Source organism: Mucilaginibacter lappiensis, assembly GCF_050433765.1.
GTDB lineage: Bacteria > Bacteroidota > Bacteroidia > Sphingobacteriales > Sphingobacteriaceae > Mucilaginibacter > Mucilaginibacter lappiensis_A.
Genome location: NZ_JBNPWP010000004.1, coordinates 352,740 through 378,759, shown reverse-complemented (window position 1 = coordinate 378,759; position 26,020 = coordinate 352,740). Strand labels below are relative to the sequence as shown.

At 44.3% G+C, this 26,020-nt stretch carries 18 protein-coding genes; 12 read left to right on the top strand and 6 right to left on the bottom strand.

Annotated elements, in window-relative coordinates; genetic code table 11:
* Positions 1 to 81 precede the first annotated feature (81 nt).
* The 4 genes from M2273_RS14725 to rhaT all read right to left on the bottom strand — a co-directional run bounded on the left by M2273_RS14725 (position 82) and on the right by rhaT (position 6,177).
* Positions 82 to 1,470, bottom strand: a complete 1,389-nt coding sequence (locus M2273_RS14725) for an FGGY-family carbohydrate kinase (protein ID WP_429398080.1) — start codon at positions 1,468 to 1,470, stop codon at positions 82 to 84.
* 3 nt (positions 1,471 to 1,473) lie between these two features.
* Positions 1,474 to 2,748, bottom strand: coding sequence for a TIM barrel protein (locus tag M2273_RS14720; RefSeq protein ID WP_429398078.1), 1,275 nt, complete (start codon positions 2,746 to 2,748; stop codon positions 1,474 to 1,476).
* A 143-nt stretch (positions 2,749 to 2,891) separates the two neighbouring features.
* Positions 2,892 to 5,012 (bottom strand): bifunctional aldolase/short-chain dehydrogenase, encoded by a 2,121-nt coding sequence (locus M2273_RS14715; RefSeq protein WP_429398077.1) that lies wholly within the window; start codon positions 5,010 to 5,012, stop codon positions 2,892 to 2,894.
* 85 nt (positions 5,013 to 5,097) lie between these two features.
* Complete coding sequence (gene rhaT, locus M2273_RS14710; protein ID WP_429398075.1) at positions 5,098 to 6,177, bottom strand: L-rhamnose/proton symporter RhaT; 1,080 nt, start codon at positions 6,175 to 6,177, stop codon at positions 5,098 to 5,100.
* Between the two features lie 360 nt (positions 6,178 to 6,537).
* On the opposite strand from rhaT, the gene M2273_RS14705 reads away from it, so the two are divergent.
* Positions 6,538 to 8,142, top strand: a complete 1,605-nt coding sequence (locus M2273_RS14705; RefSeq protein WP_429398073.1) for a gluconokinase — start codon at positions 6,538 to 6,540, stop codon at positions 8,140 to 8,142.
* A gap of 8 nt (positions 8,143 to 8,150) precedes the next feature.
* Here the strand turns inward: M2273_RS14705 and M2273_RS14700 are convergent, their stop codons facing one another.
* Both M2273_RS14700 and M2273_RS14695 read right to left on the bottom strand, forming a co-directional pair.
* A complete protein-coding gene (locus M2273_RS14700; RefSeq protein WP_429398071.1) occupies positions 8,151 to 9,353 on the bottom strand; it encodes a GTP-binding protein in 1,203 nt (400 codons plus the stop codon).
* Between the two features lie 105 nt (positions 9,354 to 9,458).
* Complete coding sequence (locus M2273_RS14695; protein ID WP_429398069.1) at positions 9,459 to 10,091, bottom strand: phosphatase PAP2-related protein; 633 nt, start codon at positions 10,089 to 10,091, stop codon at positions 9,459 to 9,461.
* 136 nt (positions 10,092 to 10,227) lie between these two features.
* Here M2273_RS14695 and M2273_RS14690 point away from each other — a divergent pair, with 136 nt between their 5' ends.
* The 11 genes from M2273_RS14690 to M2273_RS14640 all read left to right on the top strand — a co-directional run bounded on the left by M2273_RS14690 (position 10,228) and on the right by M2273_RS14640 (position 25,954).
* Complete coding sequence (locus tag M2273_RS14690; RefSeq protein ID WP_429398068.1) at positions 10,228 to 10,626, top strand: MerC domain-containing protein; 399 nt, start codon at positions 10,228 to 10,230, stop codon at positions 10,624 to 10,626.
* 88 nt (positions 10,627 to 10,714) lie between these two features.
* Positions 10,715 to 11,161, top strand: coding sequence for a Fur family transcriptional regulator (locus M2273_RS14685; RefSeq protein WP_429398066.1), 447 nt, complete (start codon positions 10,715 to 10,717; stop codon positions 11,159 to 11,161).
* Positions 11,158 to 11,991, top strand: coding sequence for an N-acetylmuramoyl-L-alanine amidase family protein (locus M2273_RS14680; protein WP_429398064.1), 834 nt, complete (start codon positions 11,158 to 11,160; stop codon positions 11,989 to 11,991). The genes M2273_RS14685 and M2273_RS14680 overlap by 4 nt, the downstream gene beginning before the upstream one ends.
* A 260-nt stretch (positions 11,992 to 12,251) precedes the next feature.
* On the top strand, positions 12,252 to 14,495 hold the full coding sequence (locus tag M2273_RS14675) for a glycoside hydrolase family 20 protein (protein WP_429398062.1): 2,244 nt from the start codon (positions 12,252 to 12,254) through the stop codon (positions 14,493 to 14,495).
* 284 nt (positions 14,496 to 14,779) lie between these two features.
* On the top strand, positions 14,780 to 16,222 hold the full coding sequence (locus tag M2273_RS14670) for a serine/threonine protein kinase (RefSeq protein WP_429398060.1): 1,443 nt from the start codon (positions 14,780 to 14,782) through the stop codon (positions 16,220 to 16,222).
* 41 nt (positions 16,223 to 16,263) lie between these two features.
* Positions 16,264 to 17,226 (top strand): hypothetical protein, encoded by a 963-nt coding sequence (locus tag M2273_RS14665; RefSeq protein WP_429398058.1) that lies wholly within the window; start codon positions 16,264 to 16,266, stop codon positions 17,224 to 17,226.
* Positions 17,227 to 17,316: 90 nt separating this feature from the next.
* A complete protein-coding gene (locus M2273_RS14660; protein WP_429398056.1) occupies positions 17,317 to 18,747 on the top strand; it encodes a PP2C family protein-serine/threonine phosphatase in 1,431 nt (476 codons plus the stop codon).
* A gap of 2 nt (positions 18,748 to 18,749) precedes the next feature.
* Positions 18,750 to 22,895, top strand: a complete 4,146-nt coding sequence (locus tag M2273_RS14655) for an FtsW/RodA/SpoVE family cell cycle protein (protein ID WP_429398054.1) — start codon at positions 18,750 to 18,752, stop codon at positions 22,893 to 22,895.
* Positions 22,896 to 22,907: 12 nt separating this feature from the next.
* Positions 22,908 to 23,702 carry an FHA domain-containing protein gene (locus M2273_RS14650; protein ID WP_429398052.1) on the top strand — a complete coding sequence of 265 codons (795 nt, stop codon included), beginning with the start codon at positions 22,908 to 22,910 and terminating at the stop codon, positions 23,700 to 23,702.
* Positions 23,703 to 24,109: 407 nt separating this feature from the next.
* Complete coding sequence (locus M2273_RS14645; RefSeq protein WP_429398051.1) at positions 24,110 to 25,045, top strand: ring-cleaving dioxygenase; 936 nt, start codon at positions 24,110 to 24,112, stop codon at positions 25,043 to 25,045.
* Between the two features lie 288 nt (positions 25,046 to 25,333).
* Complete coding sequence (locus M2273_RS14640; protein WP_429398049.1) at positions 25,334 to 25,954, top strand: alpha/beta hydrolase; 621 nt, start codon at positions 25,334 to 25,336, stop codon at positions 25,952 to 25,954.
* The last annotated feature ends 66 nt before the right edge of the window (positions 25,955 to 26,020 follow it).

Sequence of the window (26,020 nt, the reverse complement as noted above, 5' to 3'; positions counted from 1 at the left end):
TTGGCCCTCCCTTCCGGGGAGGGTTGGGTGGGGCTAATTGCTTCGTGCCTCGCAATGACGCGTTTTTTAATTTAATTCTACTCAAACCACCTCATTCTGTACTCCTGAGTAATATTTCAGTTCGATAAGATCATGCGGGAGGGATTTGGTGTTCCAGGCCTGATGTATGGCAAGTGCTGTACCTACGGCGGTGGCCTGCGCCATTGATGCCGCGTAAACTTCTAAATGAGGAAAGGCGAAAGCCAACAGGTGCATAAACACTGTGTTTTTGCTGAAGCCACCATCTACAAAAATCCTTTGTACTTTACAGCCCTGCAGCACATACCCGGTAGATATCGTTTGCTGCTGAACAATATCAATCATTAACTGGTGATAGGCTTCTGTATCATTACTAAAATCGGCCAGGTTGCGTTGCTCAAAGGCCGATTTTTGTAGCTCACCCTCCTGAGGTTTGGATTGCGGTGCATCTTTTGTTTGTAACCGGGCAACAATAGCAGGGGCAAAATTCATAGTGCGATACCTGATCGCATCCTGGTTAAAATGAGCAGCAATGCGTTTTACCTGTTGCTCATATTCGTAACCTGTAAACAGCCGCGATGCCTTAACCGGACTGCCTTTATATTGCAGATAATTCAAGCAATCATTTTTAAGTTCTTCCTCGGTAAGGGGAGTTTGATTAAAAGGGTTCAGGCTAATGGACCATGTACCTGTTGATATGAGTACAAAAGGCATATTAAAGCTCACCAGGTAAGGAATAAGCGCCGCCGAACTATCATGCAAACCAATGCCCACACTATAAGTACTCCCCGGAAATACTGCCGAGAGTACCCCATCGGCAGGTTTCAGGGGCGCCATTTTGGGCAGGATGCCTTCGCGGTTTAACCATTCATGGTAGGTATTTTTACTAAAATCCCAAAGTGCGGTGTGGCAACCTATACTGGTAAGGTCGGTAACCATTTGGCCGCTGAGCAGATAGCTCATGTATTGTGGTAAATGCAGGGCGTATTTCACCTTGTTAAAAACTTCGGGCTGTTGGTATTTAAGCCGGTAAAGCTGCAGTCCCGAGTTTAAATTACCCAAAACAGGCGAAGCAGTTTCATGTGCAAACCGGGCTTCATCGCCATAGGTTTCATAAAACTGCTTGCCCAACTCTGGTGGATATGGTTTAAGGTAATTATACAAAGGTGTAAGTGGACTACCATCTTCGTCAACATAAACAAAGCTGGCTCCATAGGTTGAAAAGTTGACCGCTTTAAGGTCAAACTCCTTATGCTTAAATATTTCCCTCAACGAATCAAACACCGACAGCCGCAGGCTGTCGAGGTTTTCGCAAGGGTCGCCATCCTCGTCGTGGGTTTCGGTAAACCGGGCTGTTCTTTCAAAAACTATCTTATAGTTCTCATCAAAAAGAAACAGCTTTTTATTGGTTTTACCCACGTCAAAAATAGCTATAACAGGTATTTGCTCCATAGTTTACAAGCCGGTTGATACTGCCAGCGCTCCACGTTCTTCTATCAGTTGTTTGCGTACGGCCTGTTGCCTGTACACAGCTAAAGGATTTAATGCTCCGCCCGAGCGTAAACGGGCCTCGGCCAATAGCGGCCGTACATCGGTGCGGTAAGCGTGCTGCAAAATTTCCTGCGCCAGCACCACATCATTGTTTTGTTGTGCCTGTACCAGGGCAGGTTGATCAACCAGTAATGCCTGGGCGTAAGCTATCTTGATGGCTTCTACAGATTGCAGCAGGTCCTCTACAGGGTCTTTTACGTTATGCGATGCGTCGATCATCCATCCTATGCCGGTAGCATGGTTCAGGCCGCGGGCATCCATGCCTTCCACCAGTTCATTAAATATCAGGAACAGTTGGTAAGGATTAATGCTGCCAACGGTTAAATCATCATCACCATATTTTGAATCGTTAAAGTGGAAACCGGCCAGCTTGCCTTCCATCAGCAATAATGAAACAATTTGCTCAATATTGGTACTGCCTAAATGGTGACCTAAATCGACCAAAGTTTGGGCCTTTTTGCCCAGTTTTGATGCCAGCAGGTATGATTGGCCCCAATCACCAATAGTGGTCGAATAAAAATTGGGCTCATAAGGTTTGTACTCTATCCAAACTTTCCAGTCGGCGGGCAAAGCGTCATAAATTTCATGCAAGCTTTCCAGCGTGCGCTCAAACGCGCCGCGCATATTAAGCTGGCCGGGGAAGTTTGATCCGTCAGACAGCCAAACTGACAATGCCTTTGAATCCAACTCCACACCGTAATTGATCACCTCGATATTATGCTCCACAGCCTGTTTGCGCACGGCTTTATCCACATGGTGTAAAGAGCCATATTTGTAGCTATGTTGCTGTGAAGGCTGATCCTGGAAGGTGTTGGAATTTACCGCGTCAAAGTGCAAACCGAGTTGTGCGGCTAATGCTTTAATATCCGACGCGTTTTTAGGGATATCCCAGGGAATGTGCAGAGAGATAGAATTGCTGCTTTTGTTTAAAGCATGTATCAAGCCTACATCCTCAATTTTTTCTTCGAGGCTGCGTGGCTCACCACCGCCTGAAAAACGGCCAAAGCGTGTCCCGCCGGTACCTAATGCCCAGCTGGGTATAGCTATGTTAAAATCTGAAATTTTTTGAATAATGGTATCCAGCCCGTTTATGTCCGCAGCAACAAAATCAAACTTGCGCTGGTGCGCGGTCTGTTGCTTATGATTAGCCTCGTCAATTATGCTCTTCTCTAATTGCATGATTATAATGGTTAAGCCCCACCCAAACCCTCCCCTGAAGGGGAGGGCTTAAAAAGGACAGTTTAATTCCCTCAGAGGAGGTTTAGATCTTATGTATTTTTTAAAGTCTCCCCCTTCAGGGGGAGATTTAGAGGGGGCTTCCCTTATCGCACAAATGCCATAGCCACACCGCCATCAACATTTAACACATTACCTGTTGATTTGTTGAGCAGCCCGCCGGTAAAGGCAAAGCAGGCATCAGCAATATCGGCTGGTAAAATGATCTCGTTTAGCAGAGTACGTTTGGCATAGTAGGCGGGCAGCTCGGCAACGGTAATTCCGTATGCCTTCGCACGACCTTCGGCCCATCCCCCGGCCCAAATATTGCTATCGCTGATAACAGCATCAGGATTTACTACGTTTACACGGATGCCATCAGCGCCTAATTCGGCAGCGTTAAGACGGCTTAAATGCAGCTGTGCAGCTTTTGCCGAACCATAACCCGCGTTATTTGGTCCGCTTACTAAAGCGTTCTTGCTTACAATATTGATAACATCACCACCAATTGCTTGTTTTTTCATTACGGCAACCGCGGCCTGGGTAATAAAGAACTGGCCTTTCACCAGTACATCATATAGCAGGTCCCAGTCTTTTTCGGTATGATCGGCGATGGATTTAGATATGGATAAGCCCGCATTATTTATAACAATATCAACCCCGCCAAAAGCTAAAGCTGCTATTTCAAGTGCGCTATTGATCTGGTCGGCATTGGTAACATCAAGCACCGCTGTGGTGTATGAATCTTTACCATATTGCTTTTTAAACTCTTCGCCGGCACTTTCCAAACGCTCGGTGTTCATATCGTTTAAGATCACTACAGCACCTTCGTCAACAAATTTTTTGGCGATAGCTTTACCTATACCACCTGCGCTACCTGTGATCAAGGCAATTTTGCCTGATAAAGCTTTTGCTTTTGGCATACGCTGTAATTTAGCTTCTTCCAGTAACCAGTATTCAATATCAAAAGCTTCCTGACGGGGTAACGAAGTATACTCAGAGATAGCCTCGGCACCCTTCATTACGTTGATAGCATTGGTATAAAACTCAGCTGCTACACGGGCAGTTTGTTTGTCTTTGGAGAACGAGAACAAGCCCACACCCGGATACAGGATGATCACCGGATTGGTATCTCTTATGGCCGGACTGTTATCATGCTTGCAGGTATTGTAATAGTCGGTATACATTTGGCGGTAAGCCTCAAAAGCAGGGGTAAGGCGTTCCTGCAAAGCTTTAACATCGCTCAGGTCCTCACCGGGTTTAAGGTCAAGCACCAACGGACTGATCTTGGTACGCAAAAAGTGATCAGGGCAGCTGGTACCCAAAGGTGCCAAACGATCAAGATCATTGGAGTTGATAAACTCCAGCACACGTGCATCATCGGTAAAATGACCTATCATGTGTTTTTGGCTTGAGCAAAAGCCACGCAGAATAGGAGCAATAGCAGCAGCTTGTTTTTTACGGCCGGCTTCGTCCAAACTTTGTACTTTTTGACCGCCAAAAACAGGGCCTTTCTTGCCGTAATTTTCTTCTAAATATTCGGCACAACGCTCAATAACTTCCAGCGTGTTCATATAGCTTTCATATGCGGTATCGCCCCAGGTAAATAAACCATGTGAGCCTAACATAATACCACGGATGCCGGGGTTTTCGTCAAGGCATTGCTTTAATTGCAAGCCCAGTTCAAAGCCTGGTTTTTTCCACTCCACCCAGCCTATAGTACCGTTAAACAGCTCCTGGGTTATTTTTTTACCGTCCTTAGCTGCGGCAATAGCAATGGCCGCGTCAGGGTGCAGGTGGTCGATATGTTTAAAGGGTAAAAAGCCATGCAGCGGGGTATCAATTGAAGGAGCTTTTGACGCCAGGTCATAAATGCAATGGTTAAAAAGCTCAACCATTTCATCCTCATACTGCACACCACGATAGACGTTTTTAAGGCTGCGCAAACGGTCGACATACAAGGCCGCCAGTCCGCTTTTTTTAAGCGTACCTATATCGCCGCCCGAGCCTTTGATCCACATTACTTCAACCTCGCTGCCGGTTAGCGGGTCTTTTGATATGAGTTTACAAGAGGTATTACCACCACCATAATTGGTGAGCCTCAGGTCGGCCCCCAGCAGGTTTGAGCGGTAAATTAACAGCGCAACTTCGTCGCCTTCCAGTTCGGCGGCTTTTGCATCATCCCACAGGTAGCTTACATGCTTAAATTGTGTTGTTCTGACAGACATATATTTTAATTATTGAATTGTGGATTTAGTGAATTAGTGTTTTTTTGAACTACTTAATTATTTTAATTGTTAAATTATTGATGTTTTACTTAATTGAATTACCATAACCTACTACCAGTACCGACAGGATAATAACCAATATACCGGCTATTACAGTGGCAAATGCCTTTTTACTTACACCTTTCCATTCTTTTAATACCAGGCCCCACATGTTGGCTATAAGTATAATAAAGGCCATGTGCAGGATCCAGGAACTGGCACCATTACCCAGCTTACTTTCGCCCATACCGTAAAAAAAGAACTGCAGGAACCAGGTGGTACCGGCCAGTGCCGCAAACAAATAGTTTTTAAGCAATGGAGTTTTTTTGTCGGTATAGTTATTAAAAGTTTTATTACGGGCGTTTAGCACCATACACCATATAAAATTAGTGGTGAGGCCACCCCATAGTATAATAATGTAAGTTACATTGTTTTGATACAGAAAGTTTCCCTGACCCGGATTGGCCGCCTGCCAAAGCTGGTTAGCAGTATCGGCCATTGATTTACCCGCCTCAATACCGAAATTGAAACAGGCGCTTAATATACCGGATACTATGGCTACTAGGATACCCAGGCCAAAACGGTAGTCTTTGTTTTCCTGCGCTATGGTTTTATCGGCCGATAGTTCTTTCTCCTTCATCATGCCTGCCTTACCGCAGATAATAATACCAATTACACACAGTAAAATGCCCAGTAAAACGAATTGCCCCCATTGAGTATGTAATAACATACTGAAAGTATCCTTGCCTTCCTTCGGGAAAATATCATAATAAACGGATGGTATCAGTGCGCCAAAAACCGAGCAAAGCCCAAGTATAATAGTACTGCCTAAAGACACGCCAAGGTACCTGACACCTAAACCATAAGTGAGCCCGCCAATGCCCCAAAGCAAACCCATTAAGTATGTCCACCCGATAACTTCTGTACTGGTATGACTAATAATATCTGCAAAACCGGGGATGGTTAACCATGCAGCCAGCGGCGGTACAATAAACCATGAAAAAATACCTCCTACTATCCAGTAGCTTTCCCAGGCCCAACCTTTAATTTTTTTGTAGGGGATGTAAAAGCTCCCCGAGGCAAAGCCACCGATGAAATGAAAGAAAACTCCGAAAATTATTTGCATACACTAATTGGTTTATATTGGTAAAGCTAATTTAGAGATTAAAAATATGGGAACTGTCATGGACTGTCATGGAAATCTCAGCTGGACGAGGGGGTTGACGGGGCCTCACCCCGGCCCTCTATTGAGAGTAATAGCCTATGAGAAGACAGCTATCAAACTTTGAAGGGAAATAACACCGTCCACAGTTGACTCACCCGGTCTACGCTTCGCTGGACCACCCTCTCTCCGGCTTCGCCGCAAAGAGGGTAAAGAAAAAAAATGTTGAAGTCCCTTCTTTGCGCGGAGCGTAGAGAGGGGTGACAAGCGCAGCGATGTCGGGGTGAGTCGATACTGCGTTTAATTATGGTCGTCTGTCTTATCATGTTATTAATAATTGGCTTTCACTCCCTCTCCAAAGGAGAGGATTTAGGTGAGGTTTTCGCTATTTATTTCCTGCATCCCAAGATAAATCCTATTTTGTGGCCTGATATGCAACCATATATTTTAGGCATCGATATTGGCACAGGCAGCACTAAGGCGGTAGCTGTAACTTTAACCGGCGAGGCATTGGGCGTAGTGCAAAATCATTATCCCATTAACAGCCCTGAGCCAGGCTATAGTGAACAGGACCCTTTATTGATCTGGGACGCTTTTGTAAAATGCCTGCAGGAAATTGTAGTGAAGATAGGTTATGCACCAGAGGCGGTGAGCCTGAGCAGCGCCATGCACAGTATTATACCGGTTGATAAAAAGGGTATTCCCTTATCGCCTATGATAACCTGGGCTGATGCACGGAGCGAGAACATTGCGCAAGGTTTAAGAGATTCTGACCAGGGCGAGGAGGTCTACCGTATCACCGGAACGCCTATACATGCCATGTCGCCCTTATGCAAGCTGATTTGGCTGCGCACCAATAAGCCGATGCTGTTTACCCAGGCGCATAAGTTTATATCAGTTAAAGAATTTATATGGTTTAGGTTGTTTAACAGCTTTCAGGTTGATTACTCTATTGCTTCGGCAACGGGTTTGTTTGATATTTTAAAGCTGGAATGGAGCGCCGAAGCCTGTACCCTGGCCGGAGTATCTGCAGATAAACTATCGCGACCAGAAAATACTACCTATTACCGTGATGATATGGATGTGGCTACAGCCGCAATGTTGGGTATCCCGCAAAAAACTAATTTTACTATTGGTGCCAGTGATGGCTGCTGCGCCAATTTGGGCAGCCATACTACCGGACCGGGCATTGCCGCCCTTACCATTGGTACCAGTGGCGCAGTGCGCATCACCAGTCCCAACCCAGTTTACAACTTTGAGGGAATGACCTTCAATTACCTGCTTAATGAAAAAACTTTTGTGTGTGGCGGAGCGGTAAACAACGGTGGCATAGCTATTAATTGGTTGCTGAAAAACTTTCTGCAAAAGGAAAAGCTATTAGCTGCTGATTACGATGAACTATTTAATGCGATTGAAACTGTACCTGCCGGAAGCGATGGTTTGATATTTTTACCCTATTTGTATGGCGAACGTGCACCGCTTTGGGATACCAAAAGCAGCGGAGCCTTTTTTAATATCAAACCTGTACATACCCGAGCTCATTTTTTAAGGGCCTCCCTTGAGGGCGTATGTTTTGCCCTGTACGATGTACTTAAAATCGTGGAGGATGCCTCAGTAAATATTACCCAGGTTAATATCAGCGGCGGTTTTGTAAGTTCTGGCGTGTGGACACAGATCCTGGCCGACATCACTGGTAAAAAACTGGTAGTACTGCAACCCGAGGATGCATCGGCCGTAGGCGCTATTTATCTGGCTATGCAGGTGTTGCACCCTGAAAGCTATAATCGGTTAACAGAAATTAGCGGTGAAACAGTTATTGAGCCAAATAGCCAAAACCATGAGCGGTACAGCAAATTATTTAGCGTATATAAAAAGCTGTACCGGGATCTTAAAGATTCTATGCACCTGATGCATGATCTGGATATATAACAGGGGTATTAAGTGGAGTGGTTGTTAAAAGGGTCAGCGAAGCTTTTCCCGGCTAAAAAATCTTTTAGCTCGGCATCAGTTATCAGGCAGTTATTTAGCTCTTCCATCAGCATCGCCTTGTTTAATTGCTCGCCTATAAATACCAGTTCATTGTGGCGGTCGCCAAAATCTTTTGACCAATCTTTTTCAATGAATTCGCGGTTGTCTACAAAATCATTATATCTGATACGTTGCTGATAAGGCATGCTTGCCCACCAAACTCCGGCATTCTCTAATCGCGATGAACCACCCGCCTGCGAAAAGTTTAACGCATCATCGGGTGCTGATGCTATCCAGAACAAACCTTTTGAACGGATAATGTTTTGCGGGAAATCATAGTGCAGATAATGATAAAATCTTTCCGGATGAAAAGGCCTTTTAGACCGGAACACAGTCGAACTGATGCCATATTCTTCTGTTTCGGGCGTGTGCTCGCCGTTCAATTCCTTTATCCACCCGGCAGATTGTGAGGCTTTGTCGAAATCAAACAAGCCGGTGTTCAAGATCTCGGCAGGATCAACTTTTCCAAATTCGGTATGTAATATTTTTGCCCCGGGGTTTAGTTTGGTGATCAAAGCCTCTATTACTTTTACCTGTTTGGGCGATGCCAGATCGGTTTTGTTGAGCAATATTACATCGGCAAACTCAATCTGGTCGGTAAGCAGGTTAACTATGGTACGGCGGTCGCCGGGGTCATCTACCAAATCACGGTTAAGTAACAACTCCGAACTGCCAAAATCTTTATAAAAGTTAAAACAATCCACCACGGTAACCATGGTATCCAGTACCGAAAAACGGCTCAGGTCGATACCGGCGGCTTCATCGGCAAAATTAAATGTTTGGGCAATAGGAATAGGTTCTGATATACCGGTGCTTTCGATCAACAGGTAATCAAAACGGCCTTCTTTGGCCAGTTTCTCTACTTCTATCATCAGGTCCTCGCGTAAGGTGCAGCAAATGCAGCCGTTGCTCATTTCTACCAGTTTTTCTTCGGTACGGGATAATGTTTTTTGATTGGCCACGAGGCGGGCATCAATATTCACCTCGCTCATATCGTTAACTATAACAGCCACCTTTAAATTCTGCTTGTTGTGCAGGATATGATTTAATAAAGTTGTTTTACCACTGCCTAAAAAACCGCTTAATACGGTTACAGGTAATTTCTTTTCCATCTGCAATTATTTTAAGCAAACATAGCAGATTAAAATATTAAATGCAATTATGTTGCATTTAATAAATAAACAAAGAAAGTATAATGAATAGGTAGACCTATCCTATCACAGATCGAGCGAACGGGTAAACCGGTATAAGCAGTAAACTATAACAGGAGCGGCCAGTACATCCATCGTATAATGAATATGCTGTATAAGCAGCAGGAACATTACCACAATAGCAGCTATGAAGGCGATGACCTTATCGCTTCTTTTTTCGAGATTAAGATAAATCATGACCATGGTTGAGGTATGGCCCGAAAAAAACAAATCCCTGGTGATGGCGGCATGGCCATAAAAACAACTACTAAGCGGATCAATCAATGGCACAAGACCAACGGGGGGATTAAGTTTCACCAGTGTAATGGATATGAACCGGGCTATGCAAATAAATATCAACGTCCAGATATAAGTAGTACAAACGGCAGGTTTGTAAAAAGCCCTAACCAGCATCAGTACGCCCATGCCCCATATAATAGCAAAAATTGGTACCGATACGTCATAGGCCGGCAGATGGGTCAATACCCAATCATTAAGTACCACTCCGTTTCTGCTTTCAATACTCCTGAAAAAAGAAGGCATGGTACTGATAATACCAACGATCAGTATGGCACCGATCAATAGTTTGAGGCGTTTTAAACTGGTGTCATAAGCATTTTGCCAGTTTTGTTTTAATTTATAAAGCGCTGTTATAGCCACAGTTTATCAATAGATAATGGTTGCTAAATAATTATTGACGTCAATATTAAGCAGTTGTTACTAAATAGTTAAAATAAAATTCGATAAAAATACATATAAATTAATGCAATTGTGTTGCATTAATTTATATTTGCACATGGATTTCCAAAAAACATCTGCCCGACTTGACAACATCGGGATAACCGCCTCAACCCTGTGTGCTATACATTGCGCGATTGTGCCGGTGTTATTTACCAGTTTGCCGCTGCTTGGTTTGGGTTTCCTGGCCAATGCCTGGGTAGAGTGGGGGATGATCGTTTTGGCGTTAGTCATAGGTGTGTACTCCATTGGTCTATCTTACCTGCGTACCCACCGGCGACCCTTGCCATTGTTTTTACTGATAACAGGTTTTGTAATTATTATGCTGGGTCATGCATTTATAAAAGGGTGGGCCGAAGCCATTATAGTACCAATCGGCGGATTGCTTATTGCCATTGCACACTTTGTAAACTATAAACGTACCGGGGCTTGCAGGCACAACACCAGGTTTTGTTAAACTTTTACTAATTAACCACACCTTATTTTAAACCATTGGTTATTCTTGTTAAATTTGTATCCTGAATTATTATACCCTAATAAATTAAATGGCACAAACCCGCAATAATTTTCATTTTGAAGATTTGCTGAACAAGCATCATTTAAAAAAAACTGCCCCCAGGCTCAGGGTTTTATCCATGATGTCGTCAAGGAGCGCCGCCACTTCACAGCCCGACCTGGAGAGTGTGATGAACGATATTGACCGGGTTACGCTTTACCGGATCTTGAACGCGTTTGAAGAAAAGGGTATTATCCATAAGGTGTTTGATTTAAATGGTACCGCCAACTATGCGCTGTGCACATCCAATTGCAATGAAGGGCATCACCACGATGAGCATTTGCATTTTAACTGTACCAATTGTAAAAACGTTTATTGTTTAGATGATATGCACCTGCCTGCCATAAATTTACCTAATGGATTTGAATCCACAGGTTTTACCTTGTATGCCACCGGCTTATGCCCAAAATGCAGTAAAAAGGCTGTTAAAAAATGAACTTTACCACCAGGATTTCCAGAATAATTATCATTAACAGCGGGCTTTTATTGCTGTTTTTTTGTTTTAGCGCCTTTACCCCTGCGCGAGATACTATACCTGTTTTATCTACTTTTAGGTTTAAAACTATCATTATTGATGCCGGGCATGGCGGAAAAGATCCGGGGGCACGGGGCTCTTATTCGGTTGAAAAAAATGTGACCCTGGCCATAGCCAAAAAACTAAAAGCGGCTATTGATTCGCAGATCACCAGTGTTAATGCTATCATGACCCGTACCGATGACACTTTTATTCCGCTAAACCAGCGGTCGGCTATTGCTAATCAGAATCATGGCAACCTGTTTATTTCCATCCACTGCAACTCATCGCCCGAAGGCACTGGCTCCTCAGCGCATAAAAGGCGGGGCGTATTGCTGCTGGTTTATGGTTTTCACAGGTTAAAGGAGCAGGAAGAAGCGATACGTGAAAACTCTTCCATATTCATTGAAAAAAACTATAAGGAAAACTACGAGAGTTATGATGAAAGCGATCCTTCAAACCTCATCATACTCAATGCCTATATACAAAAATATCGTAAGCAAAGCATCCTTTTTGGCGACCTGCTGAACACCGAGTTTGTGGATACTAACGGCCGGGAAAGTGCGGGCGTAAAAGAACAGGGCGTTTTGGTTTTGGCCCACAGCGCCATGCCGGCCGTGCTCATCGAAACGGGTTTTATCAACAACCCGGAGGAAGAAGACTACCTGAACTCTCCCGAGGGGCAAAACGAGATTGTGCAATCCATCGTCACTGCCATTAACAATTACCGCAAGGCTATTGGGGCGATGTAGTTTGAGAAACATAATTTGAGCCAGGGATAGCGCGATTCCCTTCTTGAGAGGGGTGGAGGGGTGTGGTCTTTACTTGTGAATAAACACACCCCCGCCACTACACTGCCTTACGCGCCCCCTCTCAAGAGGGGAAACTATTATGCTGTTAATTTCGTTCATAAACAACTATATTCGGCTTTAACAATTCAACGCCGATGGTCAACCCGCTTAATTCCCGTAAGTTTATTTTAAAAACGGTATGCAGTATATTTTGCTGTTTGATGCTTATTCATCAAGGCACTCATGCACAAATTAAAGAACAGGGCATTATACCGCAGCCGTTTAAGGTAGAGAAAACCAATGAAGTGTTCAGCTTTACACCATCAACAAGCATAACTATTGGAGCGAATATAAGTCCCGATAACCTGATTTTCTTCAATCAATATTTTCATTCAATTGCCGGGTATAACCTGGCAATCGACAAAAAAGTAGCTACTTCATCCATCCAATTAAATATTGATTCAACTAAAGCTATACAGCCAGAGGGCTACATATTATCGGTAACCGCAAAACATATCAACATTATAGGGCATGATCGGGCTGGCGTGTTTTATGGGCTGCAATCATTGATCCAATTGCTGCACTCAGCCAACGGGAAAATTACGGTTCAGGGATGTACAGTAGAAGATCATCCGCGGTTTGCTTATCGGGGAATGCATCTGGATGTGAGCCGCCATTTTTTTACGGTAGAAACCATCAAAAAATGGATAAACCTGCTGGCCCTGTACAAGATCAATACCTTCCACTGGCACCTTACCGACGACCAGGGCTGGCGCATCGAAATAAAAAAATACCCACTGCTGCAAAGCATTTCGGCCTGGCGCGATGAAACCATCATTGGCCATAAAAGGGATAGTCCGCACCGTTTTGATGGCAAACGTTATGGCGGGTATTATACGCAGGATGAAGTTAAAACCGTGGTAAAATATGCCATGGAACGACATATTAACATCATCCCCGAAATTGAAATGCCCGGTCATGCCCTCGCTGCACTGGCTGCTTATCCGCAACTGGGCTGTACAGGCGGGCCATATAAAACCGCTACCTACTGGGGCATTTTTGATGATGTGTATTGCGCCGGGAACGAAGAAACATTTACTTTTTTACAAAATGTGCTGGATGAGGTGCTGCCGCTTTTCCCCTCGAAATATATTCATATAGGTGGCGATGAGTGCCCCAAAACAAAATGGAAAACCTGCCCCAAATGTCAGCAGCGCATTAAGGACGAGCATTTGAAGGATGAGCACGAACTGCAAAGTTATTTCATAGGTCGTATGGAAAAATACCTGAACAGTAAAAGCAGGCAGATCATCGGTTGGGATGAGATACTGGAAGGAGGCCTAACCCCCGGGGCCACCGTAATGAGCTGGACGGGCGAAGAGGGCGGTATTGCCGCTGCCAAACAACATCATGATGCCATCATGACGCCCGAAAAATATGTTTACCTGGATTATTATCAGTCGCTTTACCGCAGTGAACCGATAGCCGGTGGTGGCTACAATCCGTTAAGTAAAATTTATAATTATGAACCCTTAACCAAAGAACTTTCTGGCGATGAAGCAAAATATATCAAAGGCGTACAGGCCAATGCCTGGAGCGAATACATGGCCAGTCCCGCCCAGGCCGAGCGCCAGTTGTTCCCGAGGATGCTGGCTTTATCAGAAATAGCGTGGACGGCCAAAGAAAATAAGGATTATACAGGTTTTTTGAAACACTTACGTTATCAACAGTCTCTGCTGAAACAATTCAACGTCAACGCCGCAAACACGTTTGATGAAATTACCGATAGTGTAATCGAATCATCAGATCATAAAGTGCTGCTTGCCTTAAACAGCACCCTGCCCGGCAGCCAAATTTATTATACTATTAATGGCTCACTACCAAGCTCTAAGAGCAAAAAGTACAGCAAACCGTTTACCATTGGTACATCTGGCCAGATAAAGGCAGCCGTATACAGTGACGGGAAACAATATGGGCGTGTGTTTGAAAAAGATTTTCACCTGCATAAAGCAGTAGGCAAAGAGGTAACGCTTACCAACCAGCCACAAGGCACCTATAACTCGGGAAACTCATTTGGGCTGGTGAATGGGGTGTTTGGCAATAAATTATATAATGATGGGCAGTGGTACGGTTTCAATGGCGATGATCTGGATGCTGTGGTTGACCTGGGAGCGATTCAAAAAGTATCACAATTGGGTATTAACATTTTAAAATATCATTGGCAAAAAATGTGGGAACCGCAGGTGCTCACGTTTGAAGTATCAGCAGATGGAAAAACCTATACTGAAGTTTACAGGCAAACCGCCTTTAATGCCAATGGTATCAATGCGGTAAGGGCAACTGTTAAACCCGTACAGGCAAGATATATCCGGATAAAAGGAACTAATAAAGGCATCATCCCCCCCGGCGAATACATTGCCGGTGCCAAAGCCTGGCTATTGGTTGATGAACTGATGGTGAATTAAAGTTTTGTCTGAACCATGATTAAACAGATTTAGGGATTAATATGATTTTTTATCCTGGTAATCCTTTAATCCTAAAAATCCTGGTTCAGACAAATCTGTTTAATCCCGGTTCAGACAAATAATCTGTACATCATACAATTTGCACATCTGCAAATCAATAATCCTCATCCCATATTTTTTTTCCTATTTTTATACCAAACACTAACGCGTGCGTTATGTTCAAATAACAGAATGTTAAATATGATGTTATTTTACGCTGATAGCACCGCAAGGATAATTACTCAATGAGCAAAGTATTTACAATAACCGAGGGTTTGGAGAATATGGGGGCTTTGCGAACGGGCGGACAAGGCTCAGTTTATAAAGGCAGGCGTTACGGCCCTATCATTACTGCAGTAAAATTATTGCCAACACCCATTCACACCGAAAGCACCGACGATAAGAATTTCAGGAATTTTCAGAACGAAGTTGAAAAACTAAAAAAGGTAAATGAAGAACCTAATCCCAATGTAGTTAAGATCTTAAATTCGGGCATTACCGAAAGCGGTTCGTTTCCATTTATCGAAATGGAGTACATTGATGGTCCTGATCTGGAGGATCTGCTAAAACCTCCGCACGAGCCAATTTTTACTATAAAAGAGATCATCAAACTGGCCGATCAACTGGCCAATGCTTTATCGCACTGTCACAAGGTATCGGTAAAACATGGCGATATCAAAAGCAATAATGTAAAGTTCAACATCCATACGGGCAACTATGTACTGCTTGATTTTGGTCTTTCGGCTATGTCTGATGATCAGCGGCGTACCAGTATCAGGCATGCCGGCGCCATTGAGTTTATGGCCCCTGAGCAAAACGAGGGGCTCATGTATTTCCAGACTGATGTGTACAGCTATGGTATTATTCTGTATGAACTCATAGCAGGACAGGTGCCTTTCCCGCTGCATGATAATGGCGAAACTTCCCGCAACGCTGTGATGCTTGCCCACATGGAAACGCCCGTGCCCGATGTAATGGAGCTGCGCAAAGCCAACCTGCCCGAAAGCTGGACCGATAAAAAGAAAGAACATGAAATGCTGGTGCCTGCATGGCTGCTGCAGGTAGTATCCAAATGCCTGGAGAAAGACCCTGAAAATAGGTTTACCAATGGTATTGAGTTGCAGGAAACCCTGATGTATAGCAGTATTTCGGCGGTAGGTAATAATCAGGAAGATGATACCTGGAACGCGTCAGTTCTGTTAAAAGAGAACGAACGTTTGCAAGGTCTGCTTTTGTACTACCAGGAAGCCGAAAATAGTAAGGGCCAACCGGTGTTGACCGCCGGTGCAGATAAGTTTACCGATAACGGGAAACTGGTGCGCATGTCAAAACCTATTTTTGTGTTCTTTATGATCATGCTGTGTGGTTTTACTGTGTTTTCGGCAGTGGTACTGAGCAAATTTGGCGACAGGATATACCATGGCGTATATAACAGGATTTTTAAGCCATCAAAAAAGCCGGCCGATTCTGTTACTACCCGCTTCACTGTCCCTAAAAAAAAGGCGGATACAGCTGTGCAGGATGATACTACACCGGTCAGGGATGAATCTGGCATTCCGCCAGAAATTGATTCGCAGGCCGACTCAATACTGAAGGGAATGAAATATAAAAAGCCCGGGGCTGCCGAGGAACCTCAATTTTATCGCGATAGTGCTAAAACAAAGGATACCTCCAATTTGAATTTTTAATTATGACAGCGTTAACCAGTTAATTTAAAGGATATAACTGAATGGAATCAAAATCAACGTTTTGGCAAAAGATAGGGCTGCAGGACTGGTTTTTGCCTAATGGGAAACCTGCAAATGCCGCCGCCGCAACTATTAAGGCACTTACCCCCGATGATGTTTACATGTACATTATCGAAAAATTTAAAGAATCTATCGGTCAGCTGTCATTTGCTGATCGTGTGGTGTTTTACCACGAATATATCATCAGCTTTAACGAAGAGGATTACCAGGAATTCATTAACAACCGGTCGGGGCTTTTTGGCATTATCGTTCATGAATCAGTAAAAAAGTTTTATGAGCTGCTGCGTGAGCACCAGGAGGTAGGTAAAAAGGTAGAGCCCTCCAGCTCTAAATGGGTGTTCAGGCTGGTTTCGCATCCTGATTATGCCAAGGGCGACAAAGGCTTTATAGGCAAGCTGTTACCGGGCAGCAGTAAAAAAGAAGAGAACCTGCGTGTAACATTTATTCCACGGCATACCGGCGTGGCGCAAACACTGGATATCAGCAATGAGATATTAAAAGGCTTTACCTACTATAGCGAAGGCTATTATGAACTGCCTTATGCTAATGACCTGCACTATAACGAGAAGGAAATAGCAAAGCCCGGCGAAAAAGTATTAGCCCGGCTGGATACCATAATGCCCGATAAGCAATTTGTGGGCCGTAAGGTGGAGTACCTGATGAAGGACGATGATATTGTAGTATCAGGTAATGAGGAAACCCGTGAGGAACCAGCCGTGTTTAAAGTGCCGAGCGATTGGGTGAATACCCCTCACCTGCGTATCCGCCTCAATAAAGCAGACGGCAAGCTTTACTTAGCGTCCTTTGGTGAGCGTACGCTGATCAATGAGCAGGAGGTAATTCAAAGCGATGTAAACTCGCCACAATGGGTCGATCTGCCTTTTAACTCAAAAATATTACTGAATGGTATAATAGGTATCAACATATTTAAACCTGAAGCATAATGTCACAAATATTATCATTTGGGCTGTTAGCAATATGCGTTTTATTATTGGCGGCCCACTTTATCGACATAAAAAATTCCAGTAAAAACCATGGCAAATAATTTTTTCGGAATAACAGATATTGGTAAGCAAAGGGATAATAACGAGGATACCTTTATTGCCCAAAAAGCCGATGATGGCAACTTCATTATCGCCTGTGTAATTGATGGCGTAGGTGGTTATGTGGGGGGCGAAGTTGCTGCCGATATAGCGCGCGATTGCATATTGCAGCAACTATCATACATTGCTGGTGACATTGTCCCTTTATTGGTAAATACAATTACAATTGCCAACCAAAGGATCTACGATAGAAAGCTGGAGGCTAAGCAGCTGGAAAACATGGCCTGCGTATTAACGCTTGCCGTGATCGATATTCAAAACAACCTGTTTTACTATGCCCACGTGGGTGATACCCGTTTGTATTTGCTGCGCGATAATTCCCTGATAAAAATATCAAAGGATCATTCCTTTGTTGGTTTTCTGGAAGATTCTGGCCGGCTTAGCGAGGAGGCTGCTATGGATCACCCCAAACGGAATGAAATTAACAAGGCCCTGGGTTTTAACCCGCAGATAGCGCATGACCCTGATTTTGTTGAAACCGGGCAATCTCCATTTTTACCCGGCGATACCTTACTGGTTTGCAGCGACGGCCTTACCGATATGGTTGATAAAAACCTGATTAAAGCCATACTAACAAGCAGTGGCTCCATACAGGATAAAGGCGAAAAATTAATAGATGCCGCCAACAGCAAAGGCGGAAAAGACAACGTAACTGTAGTGCTGGTGCAGAATGACAAGGCGCCACGCAAGTATAGCGCTACACGGCCCGCGGCCACAACTGCAAAAGTTACCGATGAAATAATTGATCCGCTGGCCCAACCTAAATTGCCCGATGGCCCATTAACAGTACCTGTAAAACAAAAAAGCAACCGCGGTACTATGGTGGTGCTTTTTATATTGCTGGCTTTAGCATTAACGGGTTTTTTATGGCAATTTTGGTTAAACTATCAACTAACGCAAACCCCGGTAAAAGTGGTTGCAGTGCCCCCCGTAAAGGTGAATAATGCAGAACAAATAAGGCTGCAGGATACCATCAATAAACTAAAAGGCCGTACGCTGATACTTTCTGATGCTGATTTTAAACAACCTATTATATTGAGCGATACTTTGCACATAAGTCAGGATAGCCTGTACATTAAGGCCAAAGGAAATATCATATTTAAACGCGATTCTACCTATGCCGGTCCGGGAATATCCCTCGCGGCCACCAGCAAATACATTGTGCTGGATAGTGTAGCTTTTGAAGGTTTTAAGGTAGCCATTGCTACCCGTAATGATGCATTGGTATTAAAGCATGTGGTATTTAACAATTGCATGGTGCCGGTGCAAACTTCCTATATCTTCCCCGATAAAAAATATATTTCGGGCAGGTTGTTTGGTGGCTTGTTCAAGATCGATACCTTATCAAAAACTACTAAATAATAATGGATCAAGGTACATCAAAGGCGCCGGGCAGGGGAATGGAGCGGCTATTTTTATTGCTGACCGGTATTGTGCTGGCTGTGTTATTTGGTAAGCTTTATTTTGTGCTGCAGCAAAAATTTGTTGATGTTGATAAACGGCTTAGGGATGGTACCATTGTAAATTTGAACGCGCCAAATACCGCCCGCAATGTTGCGGCTTTACTGCAAAAAGGATATTATTTTGATGACCCTAAAGATGTTGACTACATTAGGGCAACTATAGCAGCCAAAGCAAATGCCGGCCAGGAGTTTGATAATGCCGGGGAGCTTAACAAACGCAGATTCTATGTAAATGCCGATGATGCATTTGCAAATGGCGGCGAATCATTCAAAAAACGGGTCATCGTGTCCCGCTCATTATTGGGTTATACGGGCGACGATTCTGTTCGTTTTACGCAGGAAAGAAATCACCCGCCGCAAATACCAACGCAAACCGATCTTAACCTGGGCGAATACAGCATCAGGGGAACAATCAAAAATAAAAAACTACCCGTAGCCGGTGTATTGGTAAGGCTGGCTTTAATACTACCGCAGGATAGTATTTACTCTGATGAGGAAACCGGATCAAAAGGCTCAACCACAGAAAATACCAAAGCCTATAAAAAGGTTTACGTTATTAATGCCGATAAAAAGCGCCAGCTGCAATCCCTTACTGCCTTTGCCCGCACGGATGCCGGGGGTAATTATGAATTTAAAAACCTGCCTACGGGGAAGGCTTTTGAAGTGCTACCCCTGCAGCCGGGTTTTGAGTTTGGCAGTTCGCAGGGTGTGGTGGAGCTAAACAAGGATAAAACACTCAACTTTTTCCAATCGCCGCATAGCATTAAGCTGCTATCCACCCGCGATTTTAATATCCTCAAAAAAGAGGGTGCCTTTATAGTACGTACACAAGACGATTTTAATGAATGGTACTTGATAATTGCCGGCAGCTTTTTTGCAGGGTTCATCATTATTCACCTGCTGCTCAGCAGCCGCTATCCACAGGCCGACCAACTGATACTGCCTTTAGTAATGCTGTTAACCGGTATCTCGTTCCTTACGCTATTATCATTACAGGATCCGCTGCGCGATAGGTTTTTAGCTAAAGACACGCTTGTTTATCTTGGTATTGGCGTTGGTGGTATCTGCATACTGCAGTTATTTAACCTACGCCGTTTTAATGCCGATTCTACCTTGTACAGGTTATTATTTTTTAAAGGAGTGCGCAGCGCGGCCAATGGCTGGCCCTGGGCTATTGTGGCTATGGGCATATTGTTCAGCACTATTTTATTTGGTACCGGGCCCGAGGGTAGTGGTGTAAAAGTGAACCTGTTGGGTTTTCAACCAAGTGAGATCGTGAAATACCTGATCGTGATATTCCTGGCTGGCTTTTTTGCCGCTAACGAGAAGTTCATCAGCCAGTATGCCAGTTGGGGTAAGCGCTGGTCGTTCTTTTCATTTGCACTGATAGCCACTATTATTACCCTGCTGTTGTTTTTGGTGCTGGGCGATTTAGGCCCGGCCATGGTGATCTGTTTTACATTCATTATCCTGTTCTCTTTTTCCCGCGGCGATTTTCTGCATACGGCTGGTTATGTGATATTGTTTGTGCTGGCCACCTGGTTTTTTGAAAACGTTTGGCTCAGCGCGGCTATCACATTCGGGATCTGGGGCCTGGTAGCATTTTTAAAACCACGTTTGCTCAGCGAATCGGCATTTATGGCTTTGATCGTGATCACGGCATTTTTAACAATTGATAAAATACCTGGCCTGGATAAAATTATCCCCGGTCCGGTAGAGCGGTTGGTGGAACGTAAAGCCATTTGGCAAGATCCCTGGAACAATGAAGTATATGGTGGCGACCAGGTAGCTAATGGCCTTTGGGCCATGGCAGGCGGCGGTTTAAGTGGTACGGGTGTAGGGCAGGGCTTTGCTAAAACCATCCCCGAAGCACATACCGATATGATACTGCCTTCCATTGGTGAAGAATTTGGATGGGCGGGCATGGCGGCCGTATTTATATTGTTCCTGCTTTATCTGCACCGGTCTATCATTATAGGCCGGCAAACAGGTACGCCCTTGTTGTTTTACCTGAGTGCCGGTATTGGTACCTGTACATTTGTGCAATTTTTGCTGATAGCCGGTGGCTCCATAGGTGCATTGCCGCTGTCGGGGGTATCATTGCCTTTTGAAAGTTACGGTGGTTCATCGCTGGTGATCAATATGGTTGCAGCGGGTTTTTTGCTGTCGGTATCATCTGTAAAAGGTACGGCGGTACAAATGAGCTTTATCACCAAACAGCAGGATAAAAATTTAGTGCCTGCATTGGCCGCCGCATTGGCCGCGGTGGTTTTGCTCACCGTAAACGTATCGCGCTATAGTGCCGATAATAAACATTGGGTGGTAAAGCCAGCATTGGTGGCCGATAAAAGCGGTTTGCGCATGTTTAGCTATAACCCACGCATTGCTATCCTGATGAACAAGCTGCAGGCCGGTTCATTATTGGATCGTAACGGCCTGGTCCTGGCTACCAGCAAGCCGGAGTTGATAGAGAAGCAAAAAGACAAATTAGCCGCTACGGGATTGATGCATTATGATCTGGATTCGGCCATGCACAAGCGGCTGGACAGGTTTTATCCTTTCGAGGAGCAGATGTTTTTCTGGACGGGTGATGACAATACCGGTGTATTTAACGGCAGTACCAACGGCTACTTTGCCGAGTATGAGCACGCCGCCGAACTGCGCGGTTTTAAAATGCCCGTAACCAGCTATAATGTAAAGGCATCCCGTTTTCAGGAAGACCGGTTTTTACCTCGCGGGATGAAAGAGATGACCGTAAGCAAACGAGATTATAGCGCGCTGGCCCCATTGCTGCTGGCCGATATAAACGGGCCCGAAATAGCGGCATTTAAAAACAAGAACCGTGATGTACAGCTTACTGTTGATGCCGAACTGCAAACCAGTATACAACAATCCATAGCTGCCGATACAGCCTTGCTGGATAACCGGGTTTCGGTTGTGGTGATGGAGGCTAACACAGGGGATGTGTTGGCATCGGCAGTGTACCCTTTACCGCCGGTGCGAAACTGGGATCAACTGACCATGCCGCAGGCAGATCAGAATAAATTAGCTACCTGGATGACCACTACCGATCTTGGTTTTACGTATGCTTCGCAACCGGGTTCAACGGCCAAGGTGTTAACGGCCATGTCGGCATTTAATAAGTTAGGTATGAGCGCGGCAGATGTTGTATATCATGTAAGCATGAACGAGCGTATCCGTACCAAAGGTATTGAACCCGATGAAACCGGGATGATCAGCATGGAAAGGGCTATTGCCAAATCAAACAACGTATATTTTATAAAGCTGGCCAACCAGCAGCACCTGGAAGAGTATATGGCAAACCTGTATTTAAAAACCGGGATGTTTTTGCATGGTGTAGGCGGCTACTATTATAATAAACCGGTTCAGAATGATGAACAGGAAGAAAAATGGCGCAATCTGTGGCGTAAAACCGAGTTTAATACCAAGCCGCGTTATGATCCTAATAATATTCATAAAACAAGGGCCAAAGGTATATCTGGTATGGCCTGGGGCCAGGGCGAGTTGATCGCGACACCCGCAGCTGTAGCCAGGTTAATTTCGGGCGTGGCAAATGATGGTATATTGCGCGCCAACCGGTTTGTACTGAAAATTAACGATACGGTAATGGCTGTAAAAGGGGGTATAAAACTGGCCGAGAAACCAGAATACGCCGCCCTGCTCAAACAATATATGATAGCGCAAAGTGCGCCAAAAGTGCCTATATTGCATATAGCTGTGGCAGGTAAGAGTGGTACGCCCGAGCGCATTGTAAAAAATAAAAGTGTGAACGATGGCTGGTATGTGTTTTTTGCACCTGAGGCTAAAGGCACCGGCAATATGGTGGTCTGTATTCGTATTGAATCAACCAAGGGATCATCAGATGCGGTGAGATTGGCAGGGAATCACGTAATACCTTTTTTGCTGAAAAAGGGTTATATGAAAAGCTTTATACCCGAAAAGGTAGTGATGCCTGAAAAAGTACAGCCATCAGAAGAAATAAAGGTGCCGGAAGATACCGCATCAACAGAAGAAATAAATCCATAAAAAGTATTAGGCATGGCATTTAATTTATTTAGCAATAACAAAAAGAAACGCGACTGGGATGTGAAAAGTCTGCGCGATGCGCTGTTGCGTTTTATAAAAGAAGCCCTGCAAAAGGTAGAGGGCGGTGAGGGCGGCCATATTAAAGAACTGCTGCTTTTTATAGCTACGGTGCCCGAGGATAAACACTTGTACGAGGGGGCTGTATATGTACACGAAAAAGAGAAGTTCAGGAACGAGGTACAAAAAATAGCTGATGATTACGCGCTTGACCTGCCCGCCGACTGGACAATTGAAGTTTCTTTTACAGACGAATTACCCATCGAGGCCACCAAAATACCTGAGCTCGATGCCGCTTTCCTGATGCATACCCGCAGACAGGTGATGCATAATGCCTCATCGGCGATAGCTTATATCAGGATACTGAGCGGTGAAGCTGAGCAGGAAGAATATGTGATAAAAGCTACAGATAATAAAATAAACATAGGCAGAGATAAAAAATCGGTTACGGATAATGGATCGTACCGCATAAATAAACTCATATTCCCGGCTACCAGTACAGATGAAAGCAATAAGTTCATCAGCAGGCAACATGCCCATATTGAATGGGACAAAGATGCTGAACGCTTTATGATATTTGCCGATGAAGGAGGGGTACCTCCAAGCAATAAAACCAAGATCCATATAGCTGCCGACGGCAAAATGATCAAGCTAAACTCCACGCAGATCGGTCACCCGATGAATGAGGGTGACCAGGTGATATTGGGCGAATCGGCAGTGTTTTTATTTAGTACCAAAGCCGAGGGGTAGGTAGGCCTAACGTTATTAAGTTAAAACGATCCGTGAATAGACTCACCCGACCATCGCTACGCTTGGTCACCCTCTCTTCGCCTATGGCGGAGGGGATTAAAAAGTTTTTCATTTTAACTGTCATCCTGAGGAACGAAGGGTCTACTCAACAACATGCGTGTCGAATAATAGATGCTTCACTATGTTCAGCATGACAAACTTATTTTTCCTCCTTAACCCTCTTTGCGGCGAAGCCGCAGAGAGGGTCGCCCAGCGAGCGCAGGCGGGGTGAGTCTCCTGTACCATCTGCCAAAAAACATCCACCACCTTATTTTCTTATCCTACATCAAGTGTAATCGTTGTTTTCCGGGGTAAATTTGAATCATCAATTAAAACAATTATTAATTTTTGATTCGAAAAGGAACACAATGGAAAATACAATAAACGGCATACATCACATTACTGCTATTGCAGGCGCTGCCAAAAAAAACTATGATTTTTATACAAGGGTACTGGGTTTAAGAATGGTGAAAAAAACGGTGAACTTTGATGATCCGAATACTTACCACTTATATTATGGCGACAAGGTAGGTACCCCCGGAACCATCCTTACATTTTTCCCGTGGGAAGGTATTTCTCCGGGTCGCAGGGGTGCACGCCAGGTTACCGAAATTGGTTATAGTGTACCTGAAGGCAGTTTGGATTTTTGGTTGAAAAGATTTGAAGCTAACAACATATTATACAACAAACCCGCCGAAAAATTTGGCGAGCAATACCTTACTTTCCTTGATCCTGATGGTTTGAAGCTGGAACTGATTGTGCCTAAAACTGCCGATACCCGGTTACCATGGGAAACGGCGGATGTTAAAGCCGAAAATGCTACCCGTGGTTTTCATAACATTACCATCACTTCAAATAAAATTGAAGCGACTGCCAAAATACTGACTGATGTGTTTGGTTACCGATTATTGGAACAGCATGTGAACCGTTACAGGTTTATAACCGACGCCGTGGATAACGCTGCCATAGTTGACCTGGTTGAGGTAGCCGGGGAAGTTGCCGGGCATGTTGCAGGAGGTTCAGTTCACCACGTGGCGTTCCGCGTTAAAAATGATGAGATATTAATGCAGTACCGTGAAAAAATAGCCGACCTGGGCTTACATATTACTGATAAGATAGACAGGAACTACTTTTACTCTTTATACTTCCGTGAACCAGGAGGCGTATTGTTTGAACTGGCTTCAGATAACCCTGGCTTCTCAGTTGATGAGCCGGTTGAACAATTAGGCAGCGGCCTTAAACTGCCCGCTCAGTATGAAAACATGCGCGAAGAGTTGGAAAAATCACTGCCATCATTAGTATAAATAAATGTTTTTAAATCCCCCTCTTGAGAGCTTCGATGTGTACACATCTTTTTAAAAAAAAATGTCATTTCGATAGAGCCGGGGAAGGGAATGAGGGAGGCGCGAAAGAGAAACTATCTCTTGAGCGATAGCGAAAAATCTTCTACACCATGCAAAGTTCGTATGAAAAGTCGTAGAAGATTTCTCTCTATCGTTCGAAATGACATAGGGTTTGTTAACAGACCCCTCCCCAGGGGAATCGCACACAGCCTTTAAGAACACACAGAATTTTAATTGCACAGCACAATCATGTATACGCACAATAAACAAATAGTTACAGCGGGCACACCCGTTGAACAGGCTAAAAAAGCCATCATTATGCTGCATGGCCGTGGAGCATCAGCAGCAAGTATTATAACATTACAGGATCACCTGGAGCTTGATGGTTATGCCATTTTTGCACCACAAGCAACAGAACATAGCTGGTATCCATATAGTTTTATGGCACCGGTAAGTAATAACCAACCCGCCCTTGATTCGGCGCTGGCGGTTATTGGCGAATTGGTAGAGGATATCAAACAAAAAGGAATAGCTCAGGAAAATATTTATTTCCTGGGTTTTTCGCAGGGTGCTTGTTTAACCCTGGAGTATGTGACCCGTAACGCGGGTCGTTACGGCGGCGTAATAGCTTTTACCGGTGGATTGATAGGCGAGAAACTGATCCATGATAATTACAAAGGTGATTTTAACCAAACCCCTATACTCATTACCACCGGCGACCCTGACCCGCATGTACCGGTGAGCCGCGTAAATGAAAGTGTAGCTATAATTCAGGGCCTCCATGCAAATGTAACCCTCGAAATTTATAAAACCCGTCCGCACACTATAACCGGCGAAGAATTGGCGTTGGCTAACGGAATATTAAAATAAGCAAATCCTTAAGAAAAAAAGAGCCATTGAGAGATGGCTCTTTTTTTGCGCTTTAAATCAACTACA

What these genes read in the sequence shown, in the direction of transcription:
- M2273_RS14725 (WP_429398080.1), bottom strand. Translation starts at nt 1,470, where the DNA reads ATGGAGCAAATACCTGTTATAGCTATTTTTGACGTGGGTAAAACCAAT.
- M2273_RS14720 (WP_429398078.1), bottom strand. Translation starts at nt 2,748, where the DNA reads ATGCAATTAGAGAAGAGCATAATTGACGAGGCTAATCATAAGCAACAG.
- M2273_RS14715 (WP_429398077.1), bottom strand. Translation starts at nt 5,012, where the DNA reads ATGTCTGTCAGAACAACACAATTTAAGCATGTAAGCTACCTGTGGGAT.
- rhaT (WP_429398075.1), bottom strand. Translation starts at nt 6,177, where the DNA reads ATGCAAATAATTTTCGGAGTTTTCTTTCATTTCATCGGTGGCTTTGCC.
- M2273_RS14705 (WP_429398073.1), top strand. Translation starts at nt 6,538, where the DNA reads ATGTTATTAATAATTGGCTTTCACTCCCTCTCCAAAGGAGAGGATTTA.
- M2273_RS14700 (WP_429398071.1), bottom strand. Translation starts at nt 9,353, where the DNA reads ATGGAAAAGAAATTACCTGTAACCGTATTAAGCGGTTTTTTAGGCAGT.
- M2273_RS14690 (WP_429398068.1), top strand. Translation starts at nt 10,228, where the DNA reads ATGGATTTCCAAAAAACATCTGCCCGACTTGACAACATCGGGATAACC.
- M2273_RS14685 (WP_429398066.1), top strand. Translation starts at nt 10,715, where the DNA reads ATGGCACAAACCCGCAATAATTTTCATTTTGAAGATTTGCTGAACAAG.
- M2273_RS14680 (WP_429398064.1), top strand. Translation starts at nt 11,158, where the DNA reads ATGAACTTTACCACCAGGATTTCCAGAATAATTATCATTAACAGCGGG.
- M2273_RS14675 (WP_429398062.1), top strand. Translation starts at nt 12,252, where the DNA reads ATGCTTATTCATCAAGGCACTCATGCACAAATTAAAGAACAGGGCATT.
- M2273_RS14670 (WP_429398060.1), top strand. Translation starts at nt 14,780, where the DNA reads ATGAGCAAAGTATTTACAATAACCGAGGGTTTGGAGAATATGGGGGCT.
- M2273_RS14665 (WP_429398058.1), top strand. Translation starts at nt 16,264, where the DNA reads ATGGAATCAAAATCAACGTTTTGGCAAAAGATAGGGCTGCAGGACTGG.
- M2273_RS14660 (WP_429398056.1), top strand. Translation starts at nt 17,317, where the DNA reads ATGGCAAATAATTTTTTCGGAATAACAGATATTGGTAAGCAAAGGGAT.
- M2273_RS14655 (WP_429398054.1), top strand. Translation starts at nt 18,750, where the DNA reads ATGGATCAAGGTACATCAAAGGCGCCGGGCAGGGGAATGGAGCGGCTA.
- M2273_RS14650 (WP_429398052.1), top strand. Translation starts at nt 22,908, where the DNA reads ATGGCATTTAATTTATTTAGCAATAACAAAAAGAAACGCGACTGGGAT.
- M2273_RS14645 (WP_429398051.1), top strand. Translation starts at nt 24,110, where the DNA reads ATGGAAAATACAATAAACGGCATACATCACATTACTGCTATTGCAGGC.
- M2273_RS14640 (WP_429398049.1), top strand. Translation starts at nt 25,334, where the DNA reads ATGTATACGCACAATAAACAAATAGTTACAGCGGGCACACCCGTTGAA.